The following is a 24,814-nucleotide window of genomic DNA, read 5'->3' on the forward strand; positions in this document are numbered from 1 at the left end:
TCCATCAAGAACAGAAGCTTTCAGAAATGATAACTTCAGGATTAAACAATTCTCTCCGTTGCTGCCCATCTACCGTAACATTAACAGGAACCGTGTTTTGCCCTGTTACCAAAGGATAAGATGACAGGATTTGTATCATCTGTTCAAGAAGAACAGACAGCTTAACAGGGGTTTTCTTTGTTGTAGTTTTAAGTTTGTTCACCTTTCGTTGCAACTGTTGGAACCGACCCGTCGTAATCGCCCTCTTCGCTTGTCGAATTAACTCTGCCTCCTTCGCATCAATATTTGGAATCGTAAGAAAGCTATCCAAATAGGCTATTGCTCTCTTCTCGTTAGGTCCTTGTGTTGGGTTTACTTTTAGCGTATTCCCCTTTTCTGCCTCAGCTCTCTCCGAAAAGAAATTAAGTGCTTTCCCTACTTGGGAATAATGAAGTTCATGTAGCGGAATAGCTTTTTCGTCAACATCAGCCTTAAATATCTTAACTGCCTCAAGAAAAGTAAGTTCTTCCAATCTTCCATCTTTATGGATAAGCGTGAAAGCATCTCGTTTTTCGTTACGAATAAACACCAATGTTGATTGGTCTGCATTAGTAGCAATTCTACCAACCCGAGCACGCAAAGGCATTTTCTCTATGGCTCTCAACAAATCGGGATACTCCTCCTTTTGCTTTCTTAACCACATCAGATAGCCTAACTTCTCGTCGCGTTCTTCTTCAAGATTCTTATCAAACAAGCCAAAACTCTCTGGATTTTCCTCTTCTGAATATATTTGACTATCCTCTCCTAAAGCAGCATGAAAAGCAAATAGCTTCATCTTGGCTTTGTTTTCAAGTTCTATATCATTATTTACTTCTTTCGTAGGGAAGAAATTGTAAATATAAACATCCTTTGCAGTACTCCCTATACGGTTCACTCGCCCAATACGTTGCATTAGACGTGTAGAGTTCCATGGCGTGTCATAATTAACGATCACATTGGCTCGATGCAAGTTGACACCTTCAGCTAGCACTTCTGTTGTCAGCACAATGTTGTAATTATCTTTCTTATATCCTTTATAATTTGCATCGAAGTTTGCACTTACTAAAGGCATCTTTTCTGTACGGTTGCTGCTTTCAACCGATAAGACCTTGTCATATCCTTGTTTTTCTAACTCTTTCAATAGATAGTCTGTTGTTTCTTTACTTTCTGAGAAAACTACTAATTTCCCCTCACGATTAATGGACTTGTCAAACAATTGATTTTTTAGTTTGTCAAGAAATACATCCAGTTTGGGGTCATAGTTTATCTTATCCCATTCAGTTACCAAATCTTCCAATACAGCATTATCGTGTTTCAACCCATCTAAATAAATAGGTTTGACAAAGTCTTCTGGTGTATAGACATCTATTGTGGAATCATTGTAAGGGGATTGTTCAATTAGTTTTATCAACTCCTCCTCTTTGCCTTCGCTTAGGAGTTCATTAACCTTTAGCTTAGGCGCAATATAAATCCTTCTATTTTCAAACATCTTGAGCATGACACAGTTTGACTGATAGTATCGTTTTAGTGATTGTTTGAAAGCATAAAAACTACTATCTAATCGCTTCACAAGTAAGGTTTTCATAATCTTTGCCAACTGAATGGAAATCATATCGGCCTTTTTGTATTTCTTTTTCTTTTCCTTATTAAGATATTTAATGGCTTGATATCTGAAATAAGTCAGACCCTCCTTCTCATCGCTCAACACCTTGATGGTCTTGTCATAAAGTTCGTTCAACTGCTTATCTAATTTATAATATAGTGGCTGTGGCTGATGAACCTTGGGGAATGCAACACCTTGTGTGTCTAAATCAATCTTGTATGCTTCATTCTCTAAAAGGTCTGTGCGGGTGCGACGTACCATCAATGGTTCTACAACTTTTACACGTATCTTCTCGTAAATGTCTCTAATTTTAATTGCTATGATTCTGCTGTCTTTTTCTCCTTTTACCTTCTTATAAGCGTCTATCTGCTCTCTGAAGAAACGTTGTAGGTTTCCTTCCTCGAGTGTACTATCTTTCGAGTCCTGAAACAGATATACAAGATTGGCTATATCTTCTGGCTTATTGTTCAACGGTGTTGCTGAGACGAGAATTACCTTCTTACTATATAAGGTTCCATCCGCATGATGATGGCAGCAAGGAGTCTTGCATAACTTCTGCAGTTCGTTATACATAGAAGCAGTGTCTGTACGGAACTTATGGGCCTCATCAACTATGATTAAGTCGTAGAGAGACGCATCTTTTATTTTGCTTATACTTCCATTTGTAACAATCCTGTAATTATCTACCTTGAATTTAGACAGGGTTTCCTCCCAACTCTCTTGTAAAGCAGGTGGGACGATGACCAATACATGAGAATGGTATGCTGGGAAATCATTGGCATAGAAAAATTTCTTAGCAATTAAAGCCGCAACAACAGTTTTTCCTAATCCGACGACATCAGACAGGAAAAAACCATTATGTTTCATCATCTTGGAAAATCCATCATTTACAGCATCAACTTGATAAGATAGTCTCTTAAAACCTTTTGGTAACTCAGATAAGGAATTAGGATCGAAATCTATACGTTTCCCAAAATATTCCAATAAAAACTTCAAATATACTTCATAAGGTGTGAAGTTAGGATTCAAGTATGACTCATTTTTTATCGTTTCTATATGCGTCAAGTCTATCTCTACAGACTCTTTCCACAAACGTTCGAATGTTTCGGTAGCAAATTGGATATCATCATCATAACGCAACTCAACATTAAACTCAAAATTCTTTTCAAGTCCTGCATCAGTCAAATTACTTGAGCCTGTAATGACCGAGCCATATCCGTGCGGATGATATATCTCTTCCCTAAATATATAAAGTTTAGCATGGATATTTTGTTTAGGATGAATGCGCATTTCTATTTTTCCTGACATGATATCTTTTATAAATTGGCACATCCCTTCCTCTACATCCTTATCATACCGAGCTTCTTGAATATTCTTTTTCAATTCATGAAATAATTCTTCTTGTGCTTGCCCTTCATCTGGATTAAACAGGAGTCCTTGCTGGTTAGCTTGAGCCGTAAGTTTATCAACATTAATGCCTACAAGAAACCTTATCTTCGGTGTTTGCTCTATAAACTTCCTAATCTTAAAGTAACCAGAAGCACGGAAATAGCCAACAAGTACATCAAAAAAATGTACTTTCTTATATTTGAATACACCTTCTATTTTCTCTAAAAGTGTATTTTGATTCTCATTCGTAAAGAAATTAGTTTCCATTGGTTTAATCTTTTGTTGATTTAATCAATAATCTTACATCCACATCCAGAATCTGTGCGATTTGTCCCAATATGGCAATTGTTGGCTGTGTTTTGTTTTGACACCAACGAGAAACAGTATGCTCCGTCTTACCCAATTGCTCTGCAAGCCATCTGTTCGTTCTTCCCTGTTCAACAAGGACAATTTTTAAGCGATTCCTAACGCTTGTTTGTTCATTGTTTGACATTTCATTACAATATATTGCTTACAAAGATAACAAACTATTTGAAAAAACACAAGTTTTATTCTTAAATTGTTTTACAATCAGTTTTTTGCTGCATTACTTTATATACAATACATTTTATAGGAGTAGAATGTAGCCAATTGGTAGTAATAGTTATTTCATCTCCTAACTACGGCGTAATCCATTTTCTTTCACCGCTTTAACTCTTATTGTAGTAATGTAGTAAGATATAATCGGTGAAAGAAAAAGGAAGTATTATCATCAATTATGCGTGTTGCCTATCAGGAATATCGGTGTTATCATGGATGCTGATTTCTGCAACTTCTGACAGACGTACTTTCTGAACAAATGCGCTTCCGTGCTGTCCAACAGAAAGGACAGGGCAATGATGATAGGAAGCGGATAGAGTGGCGCATAGCCTTTCAATTGTCTGCTGATAAAAACAGGCTCTTCACTTGCACCCCTCTCATCGGGATGCAAGGTGGAGGATTTCATAAGTGTTTGCAACCCATGATTAAGTTTTCTCCACGTTACTCCGAAGAACCTTGTAAGTTCTCCCTCTGTCATGGCTATGTCTCCGATTCCCTTGCGGACAATCTGCATATTGCAGCCCCAATCAAAATAACTGCGATGATTCTCCGTGCTAGTCATAGTTCTTAGTTTATAGTTCGTATTCATGCCGTTTCCTCCTTTCTGCCATTTGAATTGACAACAAGCGGGATTGTCTTTGTGTCTGTCGCTGCTTCCACATCTGCATTTACGGTAGTCTTGTCCTTCGCCTTGTACTTGGCTATAAGCCTGTCCATATCCTCCGAAATCTTGTTGTCCGTTACCTGCGCATAAATCTGCGTGCTTGATATGGAGGCGTGTCCCATCATCTTGGCTATACTCTCGATAGGGATACCTGCGTTCAGACTCATCGTACCGAAGGTGTGGCGAGCCATGTGGTAGGAAAGTCTTTGACGGATACCGCAAGCCTTACCCACGATGCTCAGGTTCTTGCCCATCACGCTACGGCTGCAATGAAGTTGAAAGACAAGGCTGTCGCCTTTTTCTTTCACCGCCTGCTGTTCTTCGTTTCCTGCCTGCGAATTCCTGCAATGGCTGATGATAGTTTCAGCTATGGGATGTAACGGTACGACAAACTCAACCTTTGTCTTCTGACGCTCCTTGCGTATATACCTCTGTCCGTCTGCTGCTGTTTGGATATGCTTGTATTTCAAATTCTCTATATCTGAGATAGCCAAGCCTGTGAAGCAGGAAAAGATGAACATCTGTCTTGCCAACTCTGCTTCCTTGTCATTCATACTCATTGCCATGAGTTTCATTACATCGCCCTTTTGTAAGAAGCGTATCTTCTTTTCCTCCTTCTCATACTTGACGTTCTCAAAGGGATTGCAACGGATAATCCTCCTACTGACCGCACGGAACATCAGTCGGCTCAGCCAACAGAGATTGGTATTGACAGTCGATGCTTTCAGCCCACTCTTTTTCAGGAAGAAACGGTATTCCTCGAACAAACTCTCTGTAATGGTGGCGATAGATATGTCTTGTACTCCTTTGTTTTCGATAAATTCTCGGAGATTTCTATCAGAATAGTAAAGGTTCAGATAAGTTCCCTCCGCCCTTGACTTTCCAACGCTTTCCTTGACGGCTTGCAGTTCCGCCTTGCTCATTGCAAGGAGCGTGGTGGGGCTAGTGGCTATACCTTGCAAGCGGTTCTTGATAAGTTCCACACTTACCACTCCTTCCCTCGTCAGTATGTCCCGATAGGTTTTTTCTATCAATTCCCTGAACTCATTGATTCTTTGGTTGGTCTTCTTATTGGTTGTTAAACCCTGTTTGGTGTTCCACTCGGAGGGATTGCACTCTTCGCCTGTGCGAATAGTTGTGTTCTTTCCATCGATGGTGATACGGCAGAGAATGGCGGTATTGCCGTCTGTCTTAGTTTTCTGTCTGTTGATATAGAACAGTATCTTGAATGTACTTCTCATAATGATTTTAGTTTTAATATGTCTATTGCTAAATACTCATCTGCATATCCTCTGTGAAAGAAAGGAAACGATTAAACTCCTCAAAGAGTTTTAGGGGTGTGACCTTTGCATAGCGTTCTGTCATGCTTATGTTCGAATGTCCCAGCATCTTGCTCACCGTCTCAATAGGCACGCCCTGCTCAAGCGTGATAAGCGTGGCAAAGGTGTGTCTTGCGGTATGCGTGGTAAAGGAAAACGAGATACCCACACGAAGCCGTAGGGCTTTCAAGTATGATTGGTAAGTAGCATATCCCATGAAAGGGAGCAATGCTTCCCTTTCTTCGCTGTAGAGCTTCTCCATCAGCCGTATGGCTTGGGGCAGCAGTTTGACACGGCATAGTACACCTGTCTTGTGGCGGTTGAACTTTAACCATAAACTCCCCTCGTCATCACGGAAAAGATGCTTCTTGCCAAGTCCCATCAAATCACAATAAGCAGCACCTGTATAACAGGCAAAGAGGAAAATATCCCTTGCCGTTTCCATATCCTCCTCCAAGTCCTCCAAGTTGAGAGTCTTCAATTTGTCTAATGCTTCCTTGTCCAATGCTTTGGGCAGTCTCTTGTCGCCCTTGCTGATTTTGGCTTTGTCAAATAGAAGTACATCAGCCAATCCCTCACGGTAAGCCAACCTGCATACCGTCTTCAAATGCGTGGCTGCATTATAGAATGTGCTTTCTTGAAAACCGCACTCACCTAAGAAATATTGCCCAAACTCATAGATAAAGTTCTCTGTGAGCTGTGAGAAAGCCAAGTCTGTTACCTTGTTTTTCCGTTGAATAAACTTCTGCAAATGAATTCGGGTAGAGTGATAGCCGTGTATGGCTCCTACCTTGATGTCTATACCAACATGGCTTTCCTTCTCCTTAATGAGCATATCCAGCCTTTCAATGAGCATGCATCGTGTCTGTACGCTCCCTTGGAACAGCTCTTTCACATCGGCTGCATCAAATGGGCAACCTTTGGATAGCAGAGATTGATAAGCCGACTGAACAGACAACAGTAGATTTTCCAATTTATCGTTTATCTCCACCGCCTCACGACTCTTACCATCCATTCTGCTCTCTCGTGGATTCCACAAGTCGGGGTTGCAGGAGAGTTTACAACTGAACTGCGCAATACTCCTTCCAAGTGTGATACGTCCCATGATGGGAGCCTTGCCCGACTTGTCAAGTCCGCTCTTTTTGAGGTAGAGCAACACCTTCATTTTCTCTTGTTTCATACGCTTTAATTTTTATGGGCAAAGACAGTGCAAGCGAGTTCTATGAGAGCTTGCTCTCAAATGGACGAGTGCAGCATGTCTTATGCAAAGTTACCCGAATTAAAGCGTTCCTCACTTATGCAGAAAACTGCCGACCATAGCAAAAGCCACACGAGCAAAAATAATTCAGTTACCGAACATTACTTCATCGTTACCTATCTCAAAATCAGGTAATGCTTTGGTAACTGAACTTCTGCCTAAATCTGCATATTCCTGCCCTATATGAACAGAGCAGTTTTATGCAAATGACTCCGTTTCCTGCTCATTATCAGTCAGTTTACGCCAACTTCGATTTTTCTTCCTTTTCAAGGATTAGTTGCAAGCCAAAAGGGCGTCTTTTAGAAGCCCAAAGAGCATGTATTCAAAATTATGATGTGAAAAATTATGACAGAATAATAAGTTGTTAGCCCAATTAGACCAAATAGCCTAATTAGGCTAATAGGAATAAGTTGTTTGTGAAGACAGATAGACTGCGTACCTAATGACATTTATCATGTAGTTTATCCCCCTTTATAAAAGCATCTTATTGGAGGAAATCATACCATGTATGTGGATGAATCTCATTCTATAAACAATCTACGTATTTAACGGAAGAATCTTCACAATACCAACTATTAGGTATTGACACATTTATAAAAATAACATAACTTTGCAAAGTTATTTACAAACCATTTAATAACAAAATGAAGAAATATTTACTAATCTTGACCGCCATATTATGCTCTCTTGTATCCATGGCACAAAACACCGACGCAATGCTCTTCGGTGATGTGAAGGCAAAAGAAGGTGGAAAGCACCTTTCTCATGCCGTAATCCAAGTAAAAGGTACGAACCTTAAAACTCAATGCGATGCTTCGGGTCACTTTAAATTAAGTAATCTTCCTGTAGGAAGGCAAGTTATCATAGCTACACTCGCTGGTTATCAGCAGCAGGAAAAAGAGGTAGATATGTATAATAATAAAGGTTCTGAAGTCTACTTTGAACTGGAAAAAGACCCATTGGAGTTAAGCCAGGTCGTTGTAACTGGTACTCGTACCAGCCACTTTGTAAAGGATGTTCCTATCCGTACAGAGGTTCTGACATCACAGGCTATCACCAAGAAGAATGCCCAGAACTTATACGAAGCACTTGAAGGTGTACCAGGCATCCGCGTAGAACAGCAGTGCCAGTTCTGTAATTTCTCTGAGGTTCGTATGCAAGGATTGGGTGCTGAGCACACACAGGTACTCATTGATGGTGAGCCAATCTACTCTGGTCTTGCCGGTGTTTACGGTTTGCAGCAGATTGGTACCAATGACATCGACCGTCTTGAGGTAGTTAAGGGTGCCGGTTCAGCCCTCTATGGAAGTAGTGCCGTTGCTGGTGCCATCAACATTATCTCAAAGGAACCAACCTTTGAGCCATCTGTTAATGGTGATATTCAGTTCGGAAACTTTGGCTTCAAGAGCTATAAGGGTTCTGGATCTATGCGTTATAACAACATCGGTCTGAGTGTATTCGCACAGCGTACACAGATGGATGCTATCGACCGCACACAGAATGGTCTTACACGTAAGGAAGTAAAGAACAAGGATGGTATCTCTGATCGCGTAGATGAGACGATGAATAACCTTGGTTTCAGCCTTTACTTCTATCAGCCTTTTGCTAAGAACGATAAGCTCGTACTGCGTGGTAAGGCGATTGATGAGCACCGTTTCGGTGGTGTCATGACGAATGATCAATATATGAACCCATACACTGACGGTACAGAAGACATCCGTACCAACCGTCTTTCAGCTGACCTTGCTTACACCTTGCCTATCGGTAAGCACTCTGAACTGAACCTCACGACAGCGTATGTATATCATAAGCGTCAAGCAACAAACGATACCTTCCTTCATGACTACATGGATTCTCACAAGGATCCAGCACATCCTGACGAGGATGGTGCGGAACCTGACGTTTCTATGATGCGTCCATACATTGCTAAGGAGAATACGGTGACACCATCTATCACCTTCACTTCTATCCTTGGCAACCATACATTGCTTGGTGGTGTACAGGGTTATTTCACTCGTTTGCGTGAGACAGGACTCTATGTCATCTCTGCTGAGGACGAGAAGACAAGTCCATACTATGGCGTTCCATACACTTCTATTGGTAAGAAGCACGCTAACGAGGTTGGCTTCTTCGTACAGGATGAGTGGAACGTAACACCAAAGTTGACCGTTGTACCAGGTATCCGTGTCGACTCTCATAGCTCTGGTGAGGAGTATGCTACCAGCGTAAAGGTTTCTGATAGTGCTTTCCCAACAACGAAATTCAGTAAGACAACCGTCAATCCTCGTATTGCTATCAAATATGAACTGACTCCTTCACTCGTTCTCCGTGCTAATGTAGGTACAGGTTTCCGTGCTCCTTACGGATTCTCTGAGGACCTCCACCTCTGTAGTGGTTCGCCACGTGTATGGAAATCATCCAACCTCAAGGGTGAGCGTGCTATTAGCTACAACCTCTCAGCAGACTATTATGCTAAGAAATATCAGTTCAGCATCAACATCTTCCGCACCAACTTGAAGGATAAGATTCAGTTCTCTCCTGCAGACGATGAGGTTAAGAAGTTCGGTTACTCTTACCAGTGGGAGAATGTTGACGATGCCTACGTACAGGGTGTAGAATTAGGTGCAAAGGCAAACCTCTTCCGCAACTTCAATGCTGGTATTAACTGGACCTTCAATCAAGGTAAGTTTAAGCACGAGCGTGCAGACTGGTCAGACCCTAACGATGAGACTGTAAAAGAGTTCCCACAGCGTCTGCAGTATGCTAAAGACAGTCGTAACATCTCTCGTTTCCCAGCAATGACTGGCGATATCGACCTCGATTATACCCCTGGCACATGGAGCTTCTCTCTCACAAGCTCATTGCAGGGAAAAATGTACATCGACTACAACTCTGAGGACGATGGTGCAACATCAAAGATTAAGAAGACAAACACCTTCATGATCTTCAACTGCCGTGCTGCAAAACGTTTCGGTACATGTACTGTTTATGCAGGTGCTAAGAACATCTTCAGCTATATTCAGGACGAGAAACACACAGACGACGCAGCCTTCATGTATGCTCCAGTATACGGTGCAACATGGTATGTCGGTCTCAGCGTTAAACTATAAGATACTCTCTGAATTATTTTATTGAAACTTAGGTCGCAGCCGCATTGCCCCACTGGTAATGCGGCAGCTTTGTTTTATACAACTAAGTACAAAATGAAAACAAGCAAACCGCCATGCGATAAATCTTGCTTTCAAACAAAAAACAAGAACTTACTGAACTTTTTGAGATAGAATTAGACTCACCTTTTTCTACTATTTTTTGCTCTTTCCAATACAAATCATTATATTTGCATATTAGAATTAAAGTAGGCATCATAACTTATTACACAGCAATTATTAAACGAATTTGAAAAAGAAACAATAAAGCTATGGGAATAAAAGATATTTTCAAACGCCAACTGCGAACTGTCATAGAATGGAAAGAGCAGAAAACTAACCTATTATTTCATCAATTGGAAACCACTACAGATGAAATAAAGGACGCTAGTAAACTTATTATTGCACCTGGTCAGGGTTGCATTATCGTCTATGATGGACAGGTGAGAGCCACACTTACAGAACCAGGAGTGTATGAGATGGAGTCTGACAACCATCCTTTTATCACCACATTGCTTAACATCTCTCAGCAAGCAGAGAGCGACCATAAGATGAGGTTCTACTTCTTCCGTACAGCGGAGATGGTGAACATCCTTTGGGGAACTGCTTCGCCAGTGAAATACATAGAGCCTGATTATCAATTACCAGTGGCTCTCGGAGTTTGTGGAAACTTCTCTGTAAAGATACAAGATGCATCTCAAATGTTCGTCACACTGCTTGGAACGGTCGCAGACTATTATGCAGAGGATGTGCAAGAACTCGTATCTTCACGTATTGTGACGCCACTCACAGCCTTTCTTGCAGTCAAAGCCTACCCTTACCGAGAAGTGGATAGCCACATAGGTGAGCTTTCCAAGGAGTTACAAGAGAAGACTTCAGAGGAGTTATCACGCTTAGGTCTGGAGCTAACCGACTTCCGTATCACTTCTGTTACATTCGATGACGAAACGATGGAACGCATTGGTAGGATTGCAAACATGACTACTGAGAAGTATGCAGCAGCCGAGGTAGACCTTGATTACACTGGATTGCAGAAGTTAGGAGCCTTACGTGATGCTGCAAAGAACGAAGGTGGACTGGCAGGAGCAGGCTTGCAAATGGGAGCAGGACTACAGTTAGCACAAGACATATTCAAGTCGAGCGATGTTAGTAGTGACCCTACTCTACGCCTACGAAAGCTCAAGAAGCTCTTAGAGGAACAACTCATCACTGCTGAAGAATACGAACAAAAGAAGAACGAAATACTTTCTAAATTATGAATAAAGTCTTAATCCCCGCCATAGCAGTCCTCTTTGTCAATATCATTGCAGGTCTGGTTCTATCAATCTATCCATTGGTAAACATGCTCTACACAAGTGTTGCCATTATAGTCAACACTCTATTGGTTGTGATGTTATTTGCCCTTGGTGCAGAGCGTTCGCATCGTTTGAGTCTTGGTATGCTCTTCCTCTTAGCAGGAATCATAGAGTTTGTTAGTGGAATGATAGCACCGAGTGGCGTAAAAGACAACTGGTGGATTATCCTCTTCGCTATCTTTACAGCCATAGAAGCTATCTTGTGTTATCTAACCATACATTATAAGAAACAATAAAAAGTACTGATTGAGTTATACAATGTCAACAAAGATAAAACCGATAAAGTGCCCAAACTGTGGTAGCGAGAAGCATGTCCAACTGGATGAAAAGCGCTATCAATGTAGAAATTGTGGGACGGAATACTTCTTGGATGACGATGATATAACCATTAATATCAAGCATAATTTCGAATACGAAAACTTCACGCAGCCCAAAGAAGAGCCCCGCATCACCATGAGCAATACGCTAAGAAACCTAGCGGTTGTACTTATTGTCTTTCTCTTTCTGTATGCAGCTAAGCACTTTTGGGGCGGAGATATCAAAGTAAGTAAGCTCTTTGGTGTAAGTGATTTATTCTCTGTCGACTCTGTAGAGGTGGCAGATGACTACGATGCCATCTACCCTATGAAGCATAAAGGACGTATTTGTTTCTTCTACGTAACGAATCGTAGGTACGATTACGGGCTTAACGATGATAAGACCTTAGTAGATGGTCACTATTATGGATTCGTCGATGCGCAGACTGGACAAGTGTTAGCTGATAAGCTCCTCATCAGTGACGATGAGAGCAAAAGAGTTGATATGACATCGATTAATGAACTTAAGATATGGCATCTTTACCAAGCAGATAAGTGGTTATGCCTCATTCCGAAGCAGTTTATCTATGAGATTAATCCACAAACACTCACGATGAACAATATCTCTAAGACTATATTTGCTAATAAGGAAGCAATGTCAAGTGGGATCTCATCTGTGGATTTTATCTCTCGAACAAGCAATTTCTTTGATTTTTCATTAGAGGGAGATGAGGGCTTAGAAATATCTAATAACTTGGCAGAAGTTTACTATTACTTCCCTGCCACAGACCATCTATATACAGAAGAAGCCTATAATTACGCAAAGGAACTACCATCATCTGAATTAAAAGGAGAGATGCGTGATAGCGTATTATACATATTAGAAAGCAAGAAGTCTAATGCCTCTTCAAGCAAAGAAAGTCAAAACAGACTAACAAGAATACAATTCACGTATCACCTTGGGAATCCTAAATACCTTAGCAATCCCTCAAACAAGAAATACGATTTTGTGGCTAAAGACATACAAGTGGTTAGTAGTCAGCAAATATCAGATTGGTTCACAGGATTCGATGCAAACATTATTTTACAAGATTCAACGTACATACTTATTTGGTATAAAAGCAATATCTCGGAGAACGCACCAGCTGTTCTTCAGCTAAGAAATACTAATGGAAAGATTCTTTGGACACGCTCTCTTGATTGTCCAATAAAGATTGGTGGTGTTCTACGAGACAATCAGAAGATATGGTTCAGAGCAACAAGAGAGAACACCGATCGTTATGATGATGAATATATCATGAGTCTTACGTTAAAAGGAGGTAACATAAAATACGAATATAAGTTTGCAAATAGTCACAACGTAAGGAAGCAATAAGTAGATAAAACAAATACAGAAAAAGCAATACAATGTCAACAAAGATAAGACCCATAAAGTGCCCGAATTGTGGCAGTGAGAAGCATCTTCAGTTGGATGAAAAGCGTTATCGCTGTAAAAACTGCGGTACAGAATACTTCCTAGATGATGACGACATAAACATTAATGTCAAGCATCAATTTGATTATGGAGGCTACACACGCACCAAAGGAGACGCAAACATCTCCACTATTAATGTTATAAAAGTATTCGCTATCATCGGTGGTTCTTTATTCTTTCTATTCATGTTATTGTTCTTCAGCATAGACTCTTCCAAGCCAAGCGCTAGTTATAAAGACTCTATCAGCGTAGATGATTCATATAAAGCCATTGTCCCAGTAAAGTATAACGGACGTGTTTGTTTCTTCTATTTAACCGACCGTAGTTTCAGTAACTGGTATTCTGACGACGAGACACCACCATCAGGTTACTATTATGGATTCGTCGATCCAGATAGTGGGAAGGTGTTTGCTGACAAACTTTTCATCAGTGATGACGATGCAAGGAAGGTTGGTATGACAGCTTTCCACATGCTTCAAATACAACATCTGAACCAAGCCAAGAAGTGGTATATCACGATTCCTAGCCAGTTTATACTTGAGATAGACCCACAGACACTCACGCTAAAGGATGTCTCAAAGACTATCTTCGCCAAGAAGAAAGCAATGTCAAGTGGTATCTCATCAGTAGAATTTATCTCTGATACCTACGAAGACCACGCAAGTACGGCGGGCGTAGGTGAAGGGTTCAAGGTCACCAACAATTTGGCAGAAACCTATTATTATTTCCCAGCTACAGACCGTCTTTATACGAAGGACGCCTATGAATACGCCCAGCAACTACCCACTTCTGAGCTTAATGGTGAGGTTAAGGATAGTGTATTTTATATATTAGATCGTAAGGAAGCGAGCGAATCCTCTAGTCAAAAGAGCCTCAACCGCTTATGGAGAATACGCTTCATGTATCACTTAGGAGACCCTCAAGACGCTGGTTACTTCCTGTATGGTGTGACTGATTCTCCGCGTGGTGACAAGCGAATGATTAGTCACAACGCAATAACAGATTGGTTTACTGGCTTCAACTCAAAGATTGACTACCAAGACTCGAAGTATATCCTTATAGAGTATAATGCTAGTATCTCGGAAGATGCACCAACGATTCTTCAGCTGAGAAACACTAATGGCGTTATACTTTGGACACACGCCTTTGAGCTTCCACTGAAGATTCAGGGCATTATACGAGATAATCAAAAGATATGGTTTAGAGCGACCAAGGATAACGATAATACTGAAGACGAAGACTATATAGCGAGCCTTACTTTAAAGGAAGGTTATCTGAAATACGAATATAAGTTTACTACTAAACACAAGGTTCCAAAGTAATAAGTATTAAACACGAATATAATATGATAAAGATAAAATTCCTTCTGCTCTCTCTAATCGCACTACCTTTAGCGTGTAACGCACAGGAGAAGATAGTAGAAACCTATGACAATGGACAAATTAAAAGCATCTATCACAGAAATAAGGTATGGGGATTTAAAGAAGGCTCTTGCATTAATTACACAATAGACGGAACACTTTATTCAGAGCTTAACTATCAAGAAGGAAAGCTACATGGGACAATTAAGTATTACAATGAATTTGGAAAGATAGAGGCTATCATTAACTATGACCATGGTATATTTGAAGGTAAATCAACAATGTACCACCCTATACAAAGTGCAGATGAAACGCCCGCCATTTACTTTACACAAATGTATCATAACGGTAAATTAAATGGAATGACATACGACTATGATAAGAAAGGAAAGAATATTATACGACGTGCGAGGTATCGTAATGGGATATGCATGGCTGACACCATTATTTCAGACAAAGGTATTACCTATAAATATAGAGAATACGAGAGTGAGTACGATGATGAGTTAGAACCAATGACTACCCGCTTTGTTCCATTTAAGAGTAAATCAGCGACAGCAAATAAATCTATGGCTAAGTCACAGAAGAAAACAGCAATTGCACGTTCTAATCACTCTTCCTCTACAAACAACAAGACAAGTGTAAGTCGCAAAACAACCCCTGCCAAACCAACAGAAATACAAGCGACTATACCCGAGAAGAAACCTCATCTGAAACTAAATAAGGATGGAGCGATAGAAATTGAGTAAGTCTCCATCTTATTATTTCTGCTGAACTAATGGCTACCAAATGGTCTGTAAAAGACTATTATTGTAAATAACAGCAAACTTAAACAACTTGAATACAACGAAGAATCTGTTTGAAATATATTTACAAAGGAAGCGTGTTTTTCATGAAGAATAAGGCGAAAAAGGGCTATTAGAGTCACATTTGTAACTAACATGAATTCAGGCACTTACAAGACGTAAAATAAAAGGTGCTTAATTGGACTTCAAAAGGGCGTTAGTAAGGGGCTTAAAGGGCACCTTTTGCAAGCCAATTGGGCGTCTTTTCGATGCTAAAAGAGCATCTATTAAAAATCAGGATGTGAAAAATTATAACAAAGTAATAAGCTATTAGTCCTATTGGGCTTATTGGACTTATTAGCCTAATAGGGCTAATAAGGCTTATAAAAATTATTAGGCTAATTGGCCTTATTAGCCCAATAAGCCTAATAAGCCCTATAACAAAATCGGGCCAAACGGTTTCTTCCGTTTGGCCCGATTGTTTATAATCTTCTACTGATTTAAGTAATCAGCAGGTAAGGTTTTTATTTTGTCAGCTTAATAATCTTACAGCCATGTGCAGGGATGACTGCCTCAATCTTATCGCTTACAGTACCCTCATCAGCATGCTTCCAAAGATCACGTGCAGACCAAGTACCAGTAATACCAACCTTTGTCAAGTCGATAGAACGAGTTGCAGATGCCTGATCACGATTGAAGAGACCGATAACCCAAGAGCCATCCTTCATCTGGCCGTACCATACCTCACCATCAGTGTTCCAGAGGTTACGCTCTAATGGCTGACCAACAAAACCATCCTTCTGCAAAGCAAGCATCTCGTCGTTCTGGAAGAACTTCAAGTCGTCGCCAGTTGGCATATCTGTGATAGAGATAGGTCCACCTGCCATCAAAGGAAGAGAGATTACAGACATCTTCTCATTATCATCAGCATAGCTTCCGATACGAATGAAGTCGCCATCAAGACGAATCTTCTTACGACCAGAAATCTTTGACCAATTGATGAAACCATCAAAGGCATTCTCAGAGTTTGGCCATCCACCACGAAGACTACCACGGTTGTTATCAGAGAAACGATACCAAGAACCCTCAAGAGCATCGGCATCAATACGTACCATATTACCTGCATATCTCTCGATGAGAGCATTGTTACGCAAGTGAGGCATTACAAGTGAAACATATACGCCATACTTCTGTGCATACTTGTTAATCCACTGCATACCCTTTACATAACGCTCACGGCCATAACCCTTATCGATAACGTCAGTATAGTTCATACCATCTTCATACCAAGAGAGGAAGTCCATACGTACGAACTTCACGCCTAAATCAGAATAGTGCTTGAAGAATCCCTCAAAATACTGCTCTGCACCAGGGTGATCTGTTACTACCCAACCAAATTGATCCTTTGAACCAGGATGCTTAATGTCTTTATCTTTTGCTGGATCGTAAGCCAGACTGCTCACCTTAATACCATCAGTTCCTGGGATAACGGCATTAGGATTGGTATAATGATACCAGAATGGACTATCGTAAACACCAAGTTTCAAGCCCTTCGCCTTCAACTTAGCAACAATAGTTGTCAAAGGAACTTCTGGAGAACTCTCATCTTTTGCAGTGCGGCTATAACGTGTCATGTAGCCATCGTCACCACTCATTGAAGCGAAACCATCGGTAACAAGCATATCATAGCCATGTGACTTAAGATTGGTTGCTACATAGTCAATAGCCTCATCCCAGTCTTGCTCTGTGAAGATATTTGGGAATGAGCCAGCCTTCTCCTGTGCACGAAGATGACCATATACACTCCAATAAAGTGGCGCATAGTCCATACCTTCAGCCTCTGCAACAGGTGTAAGACCTACTGTTGGGTCAGTCTTATCAACGCTCAGATCGCTGGTTACGTCCCATTCATTGCTGTTACAACTTGTCAGAAGAGCAGCGAAAGCCAAGCTTGCTAAAAAATATTTCTTCATTGTTTTATTCTATCATAAGTAGTTTTAACTGGTAGCTGTGTGCCTTTAGCCTAATAAAATCCATGCATTATACTTATAAAACCCATGCATTGGAGCACCAGCTAACCGGTTATTTATGTTTTTAAACTCTGTTATGCGCTTATGTATTCTGCCTTGAACTTCTTGTTCTTCAAGTCAAGTGTCAGCTTATACTTTCCAGCCTTAGTAACCTTCCACTTCTTGTCACCATAAGAACTTTCAGTACCATAGGCAAGTGCATCCTTGGCTACACCTGTTTCATTGATGACCGTGTTCTCTTCTGGAGCAAAGAAATAAGGCTTATCAGCTGAGAAACCAGACTTATCGAGCATAAACTTCATTTCACCCTCTGCCAACTGAACCTCAACAGAGAAGATATGATCGCCTGACTTCGTGAAAGCAACACCATTATCAGTTACCCAACCAGCAGGAGTTGCGCTACCAATCATATAGACGCTTTCAGTGTCCCAAGGGGTTGGTGCAGCTGGAGCAGGAGCATCAGCGACAAACTTCGTCACCTTGATTTCATGCTTTGTGAGGTCGAATACAATAGTATAAGTACCAGCTTCTGTTACCTTCCATTTATTGTCATCGCCACCAACAACCATACCCTGCTTTGCAGGACCATCATGGTTGAACTCACAATCAGCTACAGGTGCTTGAATCATGTTGTTCCATCCATCTGATTTGTCAAATGACAACTTGAACTCACCTAAGTTTAAATGACCCTCATATGTAAACTGTAAAGGATTAGAAGAGGTCTTAGCAAACTTAGCAGAACCATCCTGTACCTTTGCTTTCAAGCCATCAATATCCCAACCGTATGGCGTTGCATTACCGATAAATGACAACCATTCAGACTCGATAGGAAGGATTGGACCTGCTGGTTCTTCACCCTCATAAGTAACTGTAAGCTTACGTGTGCGGAGGTCGACAGCGAAGGTATAGATACCGGTCTTTGTTACCTTCCACTTATTATCAGCACCACCTTTGCGAATATCAATCGCATCGCTGGCAACACCCTTATCATTGATTTCAGTATCAGCGGCAGGTGCGTAAACGAATGTAGCACCCCAGTCACCCTTTGATAGTGGCAACTTAATCTCGCCAGTCTTTAGTTTACCATGATAAGTAAAGAGATATTTATTCTCTGTATCACGTGTCATCTCGAATGGATTGTCAATACTCCACCCAGCAGGGGTAGCATCGCCCACCATATAAAGATGATCAACCTTCAATGGAAGCTCTTCTGTGATGACCACGATATCCTTATCATCATGACATGATTGGAAGGTTATTGGCGCTAAAAGAGCCAATAGCGCCATACCATATTTAACTATTGATTTCATCTTACGAATAGGTTTTAATCATTTAATAAATTAGTTGCCATCATAACCAGGGTTCTGCTTCATGTCCTTATGAGCACCCATGATGTCTGGGTGGAATGGGAAGATTTCGATGTGCTTATCGGCATCTGCCTCCTTATCCCACCATGCATCTTCGAACTTACCAAAGCGAATCAAGTCGATACGGCGACGTCCCTCTGCGAAGAACTCACGTCCCCACTCTGCCAACATCTCCTTCATATCGAGGGTTGCTGTACCTTCTGGGGCATAGAGAACAGTGCTCCAATCAGAAGAAGGATAGTTACGCTTGCGTACCATGTTCAAGAGTTTACCTGCTGTAGTAGCATCTCCCTTGCGCAGCTTACACTCTGCAAGGCTATAGATAATCTCTGGGAGACGTATCTCACAGTAGTCTGCTTCAAGCTGAAGGTCCTCTTCAGTATCTGGATAGAGAGGATACTTAGCGAACATCCAACCAGAGTTGTCGTCACCATCCTCAAGTCTACTTTCAGTCTTATTGAGCCACTTGCTACCATCAGTAGCACCGAACTTACCAACAGCATCACGTATGTCAAGAACATATCTACCGTTGTGATCCTTCAAATACTGTGGATGTCCGTCATCATCAATATATTGAATCTTACCGAAGATGAACATACCCTCACGTCGACCATTGTTTAAGTTCTTGTACATCTTTAGTCGAACGTCTGATGGATACTTCTTAAATTGAGCGATAGGCATACCTAACTCGAAGTTATACTTCTCTCCCTTAGGGTTATAAGATGGTGAAGCAGAGTACTTGAGGTTGTGTGAACCTTCCTTACACTTCTTATCCTTCAGCCAGTCATTGGCCTTAGATGGAGTAGTCCACCAATAAACATCACCCTTGTAGTGCCAGTGTGTCTCGCCCTGAGAGCTTGGGAATGCGAAGATAACCTCATCACACTTGTCATTATCCCAATCGAATGCAGCGTCCCAACGGTCAGCTACAGCGTATGTACCATACTTACCATCAAGAATGTCCTGTGCATACTTCTCTGCATCAGCATAGCGGTCTTCACCAACATAAACCTGTGCATTCATATACAAGCGAACCAACAATGCAGCTGCACCAGCTTGTGTCCACTGACCTTCAATGTTGCCATTACCACCGAGGGAAGCCTTCTTAACCAAATCAGGTAAAGCATCCTTCAATTCTTTCTCTATAAAGTCGAAGATCTGACGTGGTGGAACCTGGCCTTTAGAGTTCTGTGATAGGTCTTTGAAGCCAACAGAGTAGTAGACATTACGGAACGCATCTAACAGACGAAGATAATACCATGCACGGAGAACGTGGTTCTGTGCGCGAAGGTTAGCGAACTCTGCTTCTGAAAAACCAAACTTTGACGCAGAGAGTGTGTTAAGGTCTTCGATTACCTTATTAGCCTGTCCGATACCTTGATAGCAACCATTGAACTCAGACTGAGCCTCACCATTCGTGTTAATCCACTTATGGCGGTGCATACGAGCCCAACGACCACCATCATCCCACCAGTCTTCACGTGTAGGAGTAATCAATTGGTCGGCTGTTTCCTCATTCAAGACATGGCGACTCTGGATACTCCAGAAGCCATGTTCGAATGGACGAAGTACTGCGCGGATAACGTCATCCTTCGTATTATAATAGTTGCTTGATGCCACTTGGTCGTACAGTGTCTCACTAAGATCAGTACAACTTGAGGCTGTCATAAGAGCCGCAGGCACTGCTAACAATGCTGCGTATTTATATAACTTATTCATTGCTTTTCATTATCTAAATGATTGAACGATTGTTTTAGAAGTCAACTTGCAATCCTAACATGAACTGGCGTGTTGATGGATAGTATGTACGTGAACCCGTAGCACCTGGTGTCAAGCCATTCATCTGATAGGTAGAAGGGTCTACACCAGAGAACTTCGTAATCGTAAAGAGGTTGGTTGCTGTTGCATAGATACGAACAGAGCTAAGATACTTCTTCTTCATATCTAAGGTATAACCAAGACTTACAGAAGAGAGCTTCAAGTAGTCACCAGGCTCAAGGAAGTAGTCTGAGACGATAGGGTTCTGTGATACTGCAAGGTTCTTACTGTATGCTTTATCCATTACATTACCTTGGAAGTTCTTAATACCATAATAGAAGTCATGGATATTGAAGATATCAAAGCCCAAAGCTGTCTGGAAGAACAATGAAGCATCTAAGTTCTTATAACGGAAACTATGTGTCATAGAACCTGTGAACTTTGGAAGACCATTGCCAACAAACTGACGATCATTATCTGTAGCGTTGTCTGCTAAGATCTTATCACCATCCTTGTCATATACAATCCACTTACCATCAGAAGTGATACCAGCATACTTCCACATATAGAAGCTACCGATACGGCGTCCCTTCTCGATACGTTGTAATGTATGGAATGGGTATGGATCCTGTGTATCAACCATGTAATAGAAGTCCTGACCAACAAACTTACTGTTGCTGAACTTTACGAACTCATTACCCATTGTTGCTCCTACAACATTGAGTGTATAGGTGAAGTCCTTCTTCTTAATAGCATTCCAAGTTACATCAAACTCGAAACCAGTGTTACGCATAGTACCTACGTTCACGAAAGTAGTCGTAAACAAATAAGGTGGAACAGTCACGTTATAATCACCCAAGAGGTCTTGCTGTGTACGATTGAAGTAGTTGAAAGAACCGAAGAGGTTACCATTGAACAACGCCCAATCAAGTCCGACGTTCCAGTTCTTACCCTTCTCCCAGTGCAAGTCAGGGTTTGGATTCTTACCAGGACCCCATACTTGATAAGACTTTCCATTATACATATAATAACCAAAGCCCGTCATGGTGTCAAGTGACTTATATGAACCGAAGTCCTGATTACCTGTCACACCGAAGTCAGCACGGAGCTTCAAGTCGGTCAACCAACTCTTTGTTCCTGCCATAAAAGCCTCGTCAGAGATACGCCAACCTGCAGACACAGCTGGGAAGTTACCCCACTTGTAATGCTCACCGAACTTTGTTGAACCCTCATGACGCAAAGAAGCTGTCAACATATAGCGTCCCTTCCAGTCATAGCTTACACGTCCGAAGAATGCAATCAGCTTGTAACCATTCTTATAAGAACCCATACCAAGCTCGTCCTTCTTCTTCATGAACTTACCTGTTCCTAAGTTGTTGTCCTCAAGAGCATCGTTAGGGAAGTCCTTGTTCTCTGCATTAAAACCTGAGTAGAGAGCCTCTTGATAAGAGTAACCAAACATAGCCTTAAGGTTGTGATTACCAAACGAGTTGCTATAGTTGTTAATCCACTCCAAGCTATGGAGAGACTCCTTGCCATAACTCTGTGATGCTTCACCATCACGACCTGCATTAATAGTGCGGGTGTTGGTTGATGGGCTAAACCACTGGTTATAGTTATCATACTGATGGTCAGCGAATGTCAACTGTGTAGTCAACACCTGCTTTCCAGGATTGGTCAATAACAATGGGAAGAGATTCAACTTAACGGTACCATCCCAGTCAATCAACTTTGTTGTACCAGTATCTTTACGTCTCTTCTCCTGCTCAATAGGGTTCCACTCAGCAGGCTGTCCCTTAAAGTTATAGTACAGCGCAGGGTTCTGTGGATCCCAGATAGGAGTAGTTGGGTTAGCCTCTAAGGCATTACGGAACACATCCCAAGTTGCGTTCTTACGATAGGCAACACGTGGAGCAATATTCAAACCGAAGGTTATCAAACCGTTGTTGGTTGTATGGTTCAAGCTGATACGCGCACCATACTCCTGACGACCAGAATACTTATCAATACCCTTTGCATCACGATAGTCTACCGATGCACGGTAATTAGACTTGATATTACCACCACTAAGCGTCAATGTATGAACAGTGCGAACACCTACTCGGCTCACTTCCTTCATCCAGTCTGTTGAACCACCAAGGTCATAACCAGTACCAGAAGCCAATCGGTTGGCACGATACTCATCAGGTGAGAGCATATCAAGGTCCTTCTTAATGACATCTAAAGCGATAGATCCATTATAAGAGGTGTGCAAGTTTCCGTCGCGTGCACCCTTCTTAGTTGTCACGAGGATGACACCATTAGAACCACGAGTACCATAGATAGCAGAAGCTGCACCATCCTTGAGGACGTCGTAGCTTTCGATATCATTTGGGTTAATATTAGTAAGGTTACCACCTGGTACACCATCGATGACAATCAATGGACCAAGTCCTGCAGCACGAGATGAGACACCACGCACCTGAATACTTGCCTGATTGTTAGGGTCACCAGCACCAGTATTAGTAATACTAACACCAGCCACCTTACCTTGAATCATCATAGATGGGTCTACACTTGCTACCTGTGTGAAGTTCTTAGAAGATACGTGAGAGACAGCTGAGGTCAACTCCTTCTTATCCATCGTACCGTAACCAACGACAACGACCTCATCAAGGTTAGCAGCGTCTTCCTGCAACTTGATTTTGAAATCGGTCTGATTGTTCACAGGTAACTCCTGAGTCTTATAACCGATATAAGTCACACGGAGTCGTGATTTTGGACTTGCAACAGACAGTGCGAAGTTTCCATCGATATCTGTCACCACACCATTCTTGGTTCCCTGCTCCATAATGGTTGCGCCGATGACGGGGTCACCATGCTGGTCAGTTACCGAACCTTTTACATTGATTTGTTGAGCTGCTACGTTCAAGGTGCAGATGAGTCCCACCAATACGGCAAGAATCTTACGCCATGAACTGCTCTCAGTTTGCAATGGTTTCATGATTGTTGATTTGATTTATGTTTTTAAAATTATTTCCTGTCTTTGTAAACGGGAACCTTTTTAAAAAGGTGTATGCAAAGATACACGAAATTAGGGCTTTATAATAGACAATAACAAGAAGTGTAATAATTTTACAAATACTCTTTACTGATTATCAATAACTTACGACATATAATATACAAATAAATATAATAACAAATATAAGCTTTGAAAACAAGTATTAACATCTAACAAAATTTTAATCTGTATAGAAAACCTCATATCTCGTTCTTTTAACATCAGTTTACAACAAGCTCTAAACGACTTGGATAACAAGCAGAAAGACTGATTTTTCACATTGCTTTAACCCCTCTTTGAGCATCTTAATTATCGATGAAATGGGCAAAAATTGAGGTTTCAACTACTTTAAGCCATACTGACTAAGATAGAATTTAGGACTAAGAGAATTAAGTCAAAGATTGGTTTAAATCATTTTAAATCGAAGAATATACTCAAAAAGACTTATCTGTGCTATCTTAAAGATTTTTCTGACTCATCCGAAATATGGAGTGATAAACTAAAACACTTATATAAATAAGGCACACAGAGCTACGGAGAGGACGGAGATAAAGGCAATATCACGGAGGTGCCGATGGCACAAAGAGCGACGGAGGTGTAGCGTACAGATTTCTGATAAATCCTTTGGTATGAACGCTTTGTATATAAATTGCTAACAGAATTAGCAAACTATCTCCGTCACTCCACGCACCGACGGTGCCTCCGTGACTACCAGTGCTTGCTTTGATATCCCTCCGTACTCTCCGTCCCTCTGTGTGACATTTCGTCAGAGACCTAAGCTAAGATGTATTATTATCACTCCAAAATTCTGAAGACCCTTTGTTTTTTCTGTAAATCATATGTATTAGAACGTACGAGAAAATTATCTAAGAGCATTGAAATATATTGACAAAACAGCGCAAAAAATTCACCCTAAAAGGGCATTATAAGGACTAACAAGAAGCCCGATGTAACTAACAAGGGATCAAAGACTTACAAAACCGCAATTCAAAAGGTGCTTAATTGGACTTCAAAAGGGCGTTAGTTGAACCGCAAAAGGGCATCTTTTGCAAGCCAATTGGGCGTCTTTTCGAAGCCAAAAGAGCATCTTTTAAAATCGAAGGTGTGAAAAATAATTACAAAAGCAAAGCTAAAACAACAAAAAGCCCCCTTCCAAATGGGAAGGGGTATGACTATTGTGATATCCCAATAAAGAAAATAGAAAAGCGTGAAAGCACCTTTTAACCCAAATCGGTCATTAGAGCCTAAACATATTTTGTTTTATTATCGAGCAGATTGTTTGGCTTTGGGGCGCAGGCGTAGCGGGCTACGTCAAGCTACAAAGACAGACAAGATGCCGATAAGAAAATAAAAGATGTTAGGAAACAATACC

16 protein-coding genes are annotated in these 24,814 nt (G+C 41.2%); 7 read left to right on the plus strand and 9 right to left on the minus strand.

Features of this window, described 5'->3' with window-relative positions:
- Positions 1–4: 4 nt before the first annotated feature.
- The 5 genes from HMPREF1505_RS00595 to HMPREF1505_RS00615 form a co-directional block, all read right to left on the minus strand.
- The gene (locus HMPREF1505_RS00595) at positions 5–3,277 is read right to left on the minus strand and encodes a helicase-related protein (protein ID WP_036920977.1); all 3,273 of its coding nucleotides are present in this window, start codon (positions 3,275–3,277) and stop codon (positions 5–7) included.
- 4 nt (positions 3,278–3,281) lie between these two features.
- Positions 3,282–3,503 (minus strand): helix-turn-helix transcriptional regulator, encoded by a 222-nt coding sequence (locus HMPREF1505_RS00600; RefSeq protein WP_019969092.1) that lies wholly within the window; start codon positions 3,501–3,503, stop codon positions 3,282–3,284.
- A 258-nt stretch (positions 3,504–3,761) separates the two neighbouring features.
- On the minus strand, positions 3,762–4,178 hold the full coding sequence (locus HMPREF1505_RS00605) for a hypothetical protein (protein WP_036920980.1): 417 nt from the start codon (positions 4,176–4,178) through the stop codon (positions 3,762–3,764).
- Complete coding sequence (locus HMPREF1505_RS00610; protein ID WP_036920984.1) at positions 4,175–5,494, minus strand: site-specific integrase; 1,320 nt, start codon at positions 5,492–5,494, stop codon at positions 4,175–4,177. Before HMPREF1505_RS00610 ends, HMPREF1505_RS00605 begins: the two co-directional genes overlap by 4 nt.
- Before the next feature lie 28 nt (positions 5,495–5,522).
- Positions 5,523–6,752: a site-specific integrase gene (locus HMPREF1505_RS00615; RefSeq protein ID WP_036920987.1), complete on the minus strand. Its 1,230-nt coding sequence runs from the start codon at positions 6,750–6,752 to the stop codon at positions 5,523–5,525.
- A gap of 722 nt (positions 6,753–7,474) precedes the next feature.
- Here HMPREF1505_RS00615 and HMPREF1505_RS00620 point away from each other — a divergent pair.
- The 6 genes from HMPREF1505_RS00620 (at position 7,475) to HMPREF1505_RS00645 (ending at position 15,211) form a co-directional block, all read left to right on the plus strand.
- The gene (locus tag HMPREF1505_RS00620) at positions 7,475–9,940 is read left to right on the plus strand and encodes a TonB-dependent receptor (protein WP_036920989.1); all 2,466 of its coding nucleotides are present in this window, start codon (positions 7,475–7,477) and stop codon (positions 9,938–9,940) included.
- Between the two features lie 308 nt (positions 9,941–10,248).
- The gene (locus tag HMPREF1505_RS00625) at positions 10,249–11,235 is read left to right on the plus strand and encodes an SPFH domain-containing protein (protein ID WP_036920991.1); all 987 of its coding nucleotides are present in this window, start codon (positions 10,249–10,251) and stop codon (positions 11,233–11,235) included.
- Positions 11,232–11,567, plus strand: a complete 336-nt coding sequence (locus HMPREF1505_RS00630) for a hypothetical protein (protein ID WP_009433917.1) — start codon at positions 11,232–11,234, stop codon at positions 11,565–11,567. Before HMPREF1505_RS00625 ends, HMPREF1505_RS00630 begins: the two co-directional genes overlap by 4 nt.
- A 22-nt stretch (positions 11,568–11,589) precedes the next feature.
- Positions 11,590–13,002, plus strand: a complete 1,413-nt coding sequence (locus HMPREF1505_RS00635) for a TFIIB-type zinc ribbon-containing protein (protein WP_036920998.1) — start codon at positions 11,590–11,592, stop codon at positions 13,000–13,002.
- A 32-nt stretch (positions 13,003–13,034) separates the two neighbouring features.
- Positions 13,035–14,423 carry a TFIIB-type zinc ribbon-containing protein gene (locus HMPREF1505_RS00640; RefSeq protein ID WP_036921001.1) on the plus strand — a complete coding sequence of 463 codons (1,389 nt, stop codon included), beginning with the start codon at positions 13,035–13,037 and terminating at the stop codon, positions 14,421–14,423.
- A 23-nt stretch (positions 14,424–14,446) separates the two neighbouring features.
- Positions 14,447–15,211 (plus strand): toxin-antitoxin system YwqK family antitoxin, encoded by a 765-nt coding sequence (locus HMPREF1505_RS00645; RefSeq protein ID WP_036921003.1) that lies wholly within the window; start codon positions 14,447–14,449, stop codon positions 15,209–15,211.
- A gap of 560 nt (positions 15,212–15,771) precedes the next feature.
- Here the strand turns inward: HMPREF1505_RS00645 and HMPREF1505_RS00650 are convergent.
- The 4 genes from HMPREF1505_RS00650 to HMPREF1505_RS00665 form a co-directional block, all read right to left on the minus strand.
- The gene (locus tag HMPREF1505_RS00650; protein ID WP_036921006.1) at positions 15,772–17,220 is read right to left on the minus strand and encodes a signal peptide-containing protein; all 1,449 of its coding nucleotides are present in this window, start codon (positions 17,218–17,220) and stop codon (positions 15,772–15,774) included.
- A gap of 131 nt (positions 17,221–17,351) precedes the next feature.
- Positions 17,352–18,587 carry a SusF/SusE family outer membrane protein gene (locus HMPREF1505_RS00655; protein WP_036921009.1) on the minus strand — a complete coding sequence of 412 codons (1,236 nt, stop codon included), beginning with the start codon at positions 18,585–18,587 and terminating at the stop codon, positions 17,352–17,354.
- Between the two features lie 30 nt (positions 18,588–18,617).
- On the minus strand, positions 18,618–20,363 hold the full coding sequence (locus HMPREF1505_RS00660; protein ID WP_036921011.1) for a RagB/SusD family nutrient uptake outer membrane protein: 1,746 nt from the start codon (positions 20,361–20,363) through the stop codon (positions 18,618–18,620).
- Between the two features lie 34 nt (positions 20,364–20,397).
- Positions 20,398–23,385 carry a SusC/RagA family TonB-linked outer membrane protein gene (locus tag HMPREF1505_RS00665; protein WP_036921014.1) on the minus strand — a complete coding sequence of 996 codons (2,988 nt, stop codon included), beginning with the start codon at positions 23,383–23,385 and terminating at the stop codon, positions 20,398–20,400.
- 1,059 nt (positions 23,386–24,444) lie between these two features.
- On the opposite strand from HMPREF1505_RS00665, the gene HMPREF1505_RS00670 reads away from it, so the two are divergent.
- Positions 24,445–24,666: a hypothetical protein gene (locus HMPREF1505_RS00670; protein WP_036921017.1), complete on the plus strand. Its 222-nt coding sequence runs from the start codon at positions 24,445–24,447 to the stop codon at positions 24,664–24,666.
- Positions 24,667–24,814: the final 148 nt, after the last annotated feature.

The sequence above is a fragment of the Prevotella sp. ICM33 genome (assembly GCF_000517825.1).
Lineage (GTDB): Bacteria > Bacteroidota > Bacteroidia > Bacteroidales > Bacteroidaceae > Prevotella > Prevotella melaninogenica.

Coding starts and splice junctions, on each gene's coding strand:
- HMPREF1505_RS00640 (WP_036921001.1), top strand. CDS start 13,035: ATGTCAACAAAGATAAGACCCATAAAGTGCCCGAATTGTGGCAGTGAG.
- HMPREF1505_RS00650 (WP_036921006.1), bottom strand. CDS start 17,220: ATGAAGAAATATTTTTTAGCAAGCTTGGCTTTCGCTGCTCTTCTGACA.
- HMPREF1505_RS00595 (WP_036920977.1), bottom strand. CDS start 3,277: ATGGAAACTAATTTCTTTACGAATGAGAATCAAAATACACTTTTAGAG.
- HMPREF1505_RS00625 (WP_036920991.1), top strand. CDS start 10,249: ATGGGAATAAAAGATATTTTCAAACGCCAACTGCGAACTGTCATAGAA.
- HMPREF1505_RS00610 (WP_036920984.1), bottom strand. CDS start 5,494: ATGAGAAGTACATTCAAGATACTGTTCTATATCAACAGACAGAAAACT.
- HMPREF1505_RS00635 (WP_036920998.1), top strand. CDS start 11,590: ATGTCAACAAAGATAAAACCGATAAAGTGCCCAAACTGTGGTAGCGAG.
- HMPREF1505_RS00655 (WP_036921009.1), bottom strand. CDS start 18,587: ATGAAATCAATAGTTAAATATGGTATGGCGCTATTGGCTCTTTTAGCG.
- HMPREF1505_RS00620 (WP_036920989.1), top strand. CDS start 7,475: ATGAAGAAATATTTACTAATCTTGACCGCCATATTATGCTCTCTTGTA.
- HMPREF1505_RS00645 (WP_036921003.1), top strand. CDS start 14,447: ATGATAAAGATAAAATTCCTTCTGCTCTCTCTAATCGCACTACCTTTA.
- HMPREF1505_RS00630 (WP_009433917.1), top strand. CDS start 11,232: ATGAATAAAGTCTTAATCCCCGCCATAGCAGTCCTCTTTGTCAATATC.
- HMPREF1505_RS00605 (WP_036920980.1), bottom strand. CDS start 4,178: ATGAATACGAACTATAAACTAAGAACTATGACTAGCACGGAGAATCAT.
- HMPREF1505_RS00615 (WP_036920987.1), bottom strand. CDS start 6,752: ATGAAACAAGAGAAAATGAAGGTGTTGCTCTACCTCAAAAAGAGCGGA.
- HMPREF1505_RS00600 (WP_019969092.1), bottom strand. CDS start 3,503: ATGTCAAACAATGAACAAACAAGCGTTAGGAATCGCTTAAAAATTGTC.
- HMPREF1505_RS00660 (WP_036921011.1), bottom strand. CDS start 20,363: ATGAATAAGTTATATAAATACGCAGCATTGTTAGCAGTGCCTGCGGCT.
- HMPREF1505_RS00665 (WP_036921014.1), bottom strand. CDS start 23,385: ATGAAACCATTGCAAACTGAGAGCAGTTCATGGCGTAAGATTCTTGCC.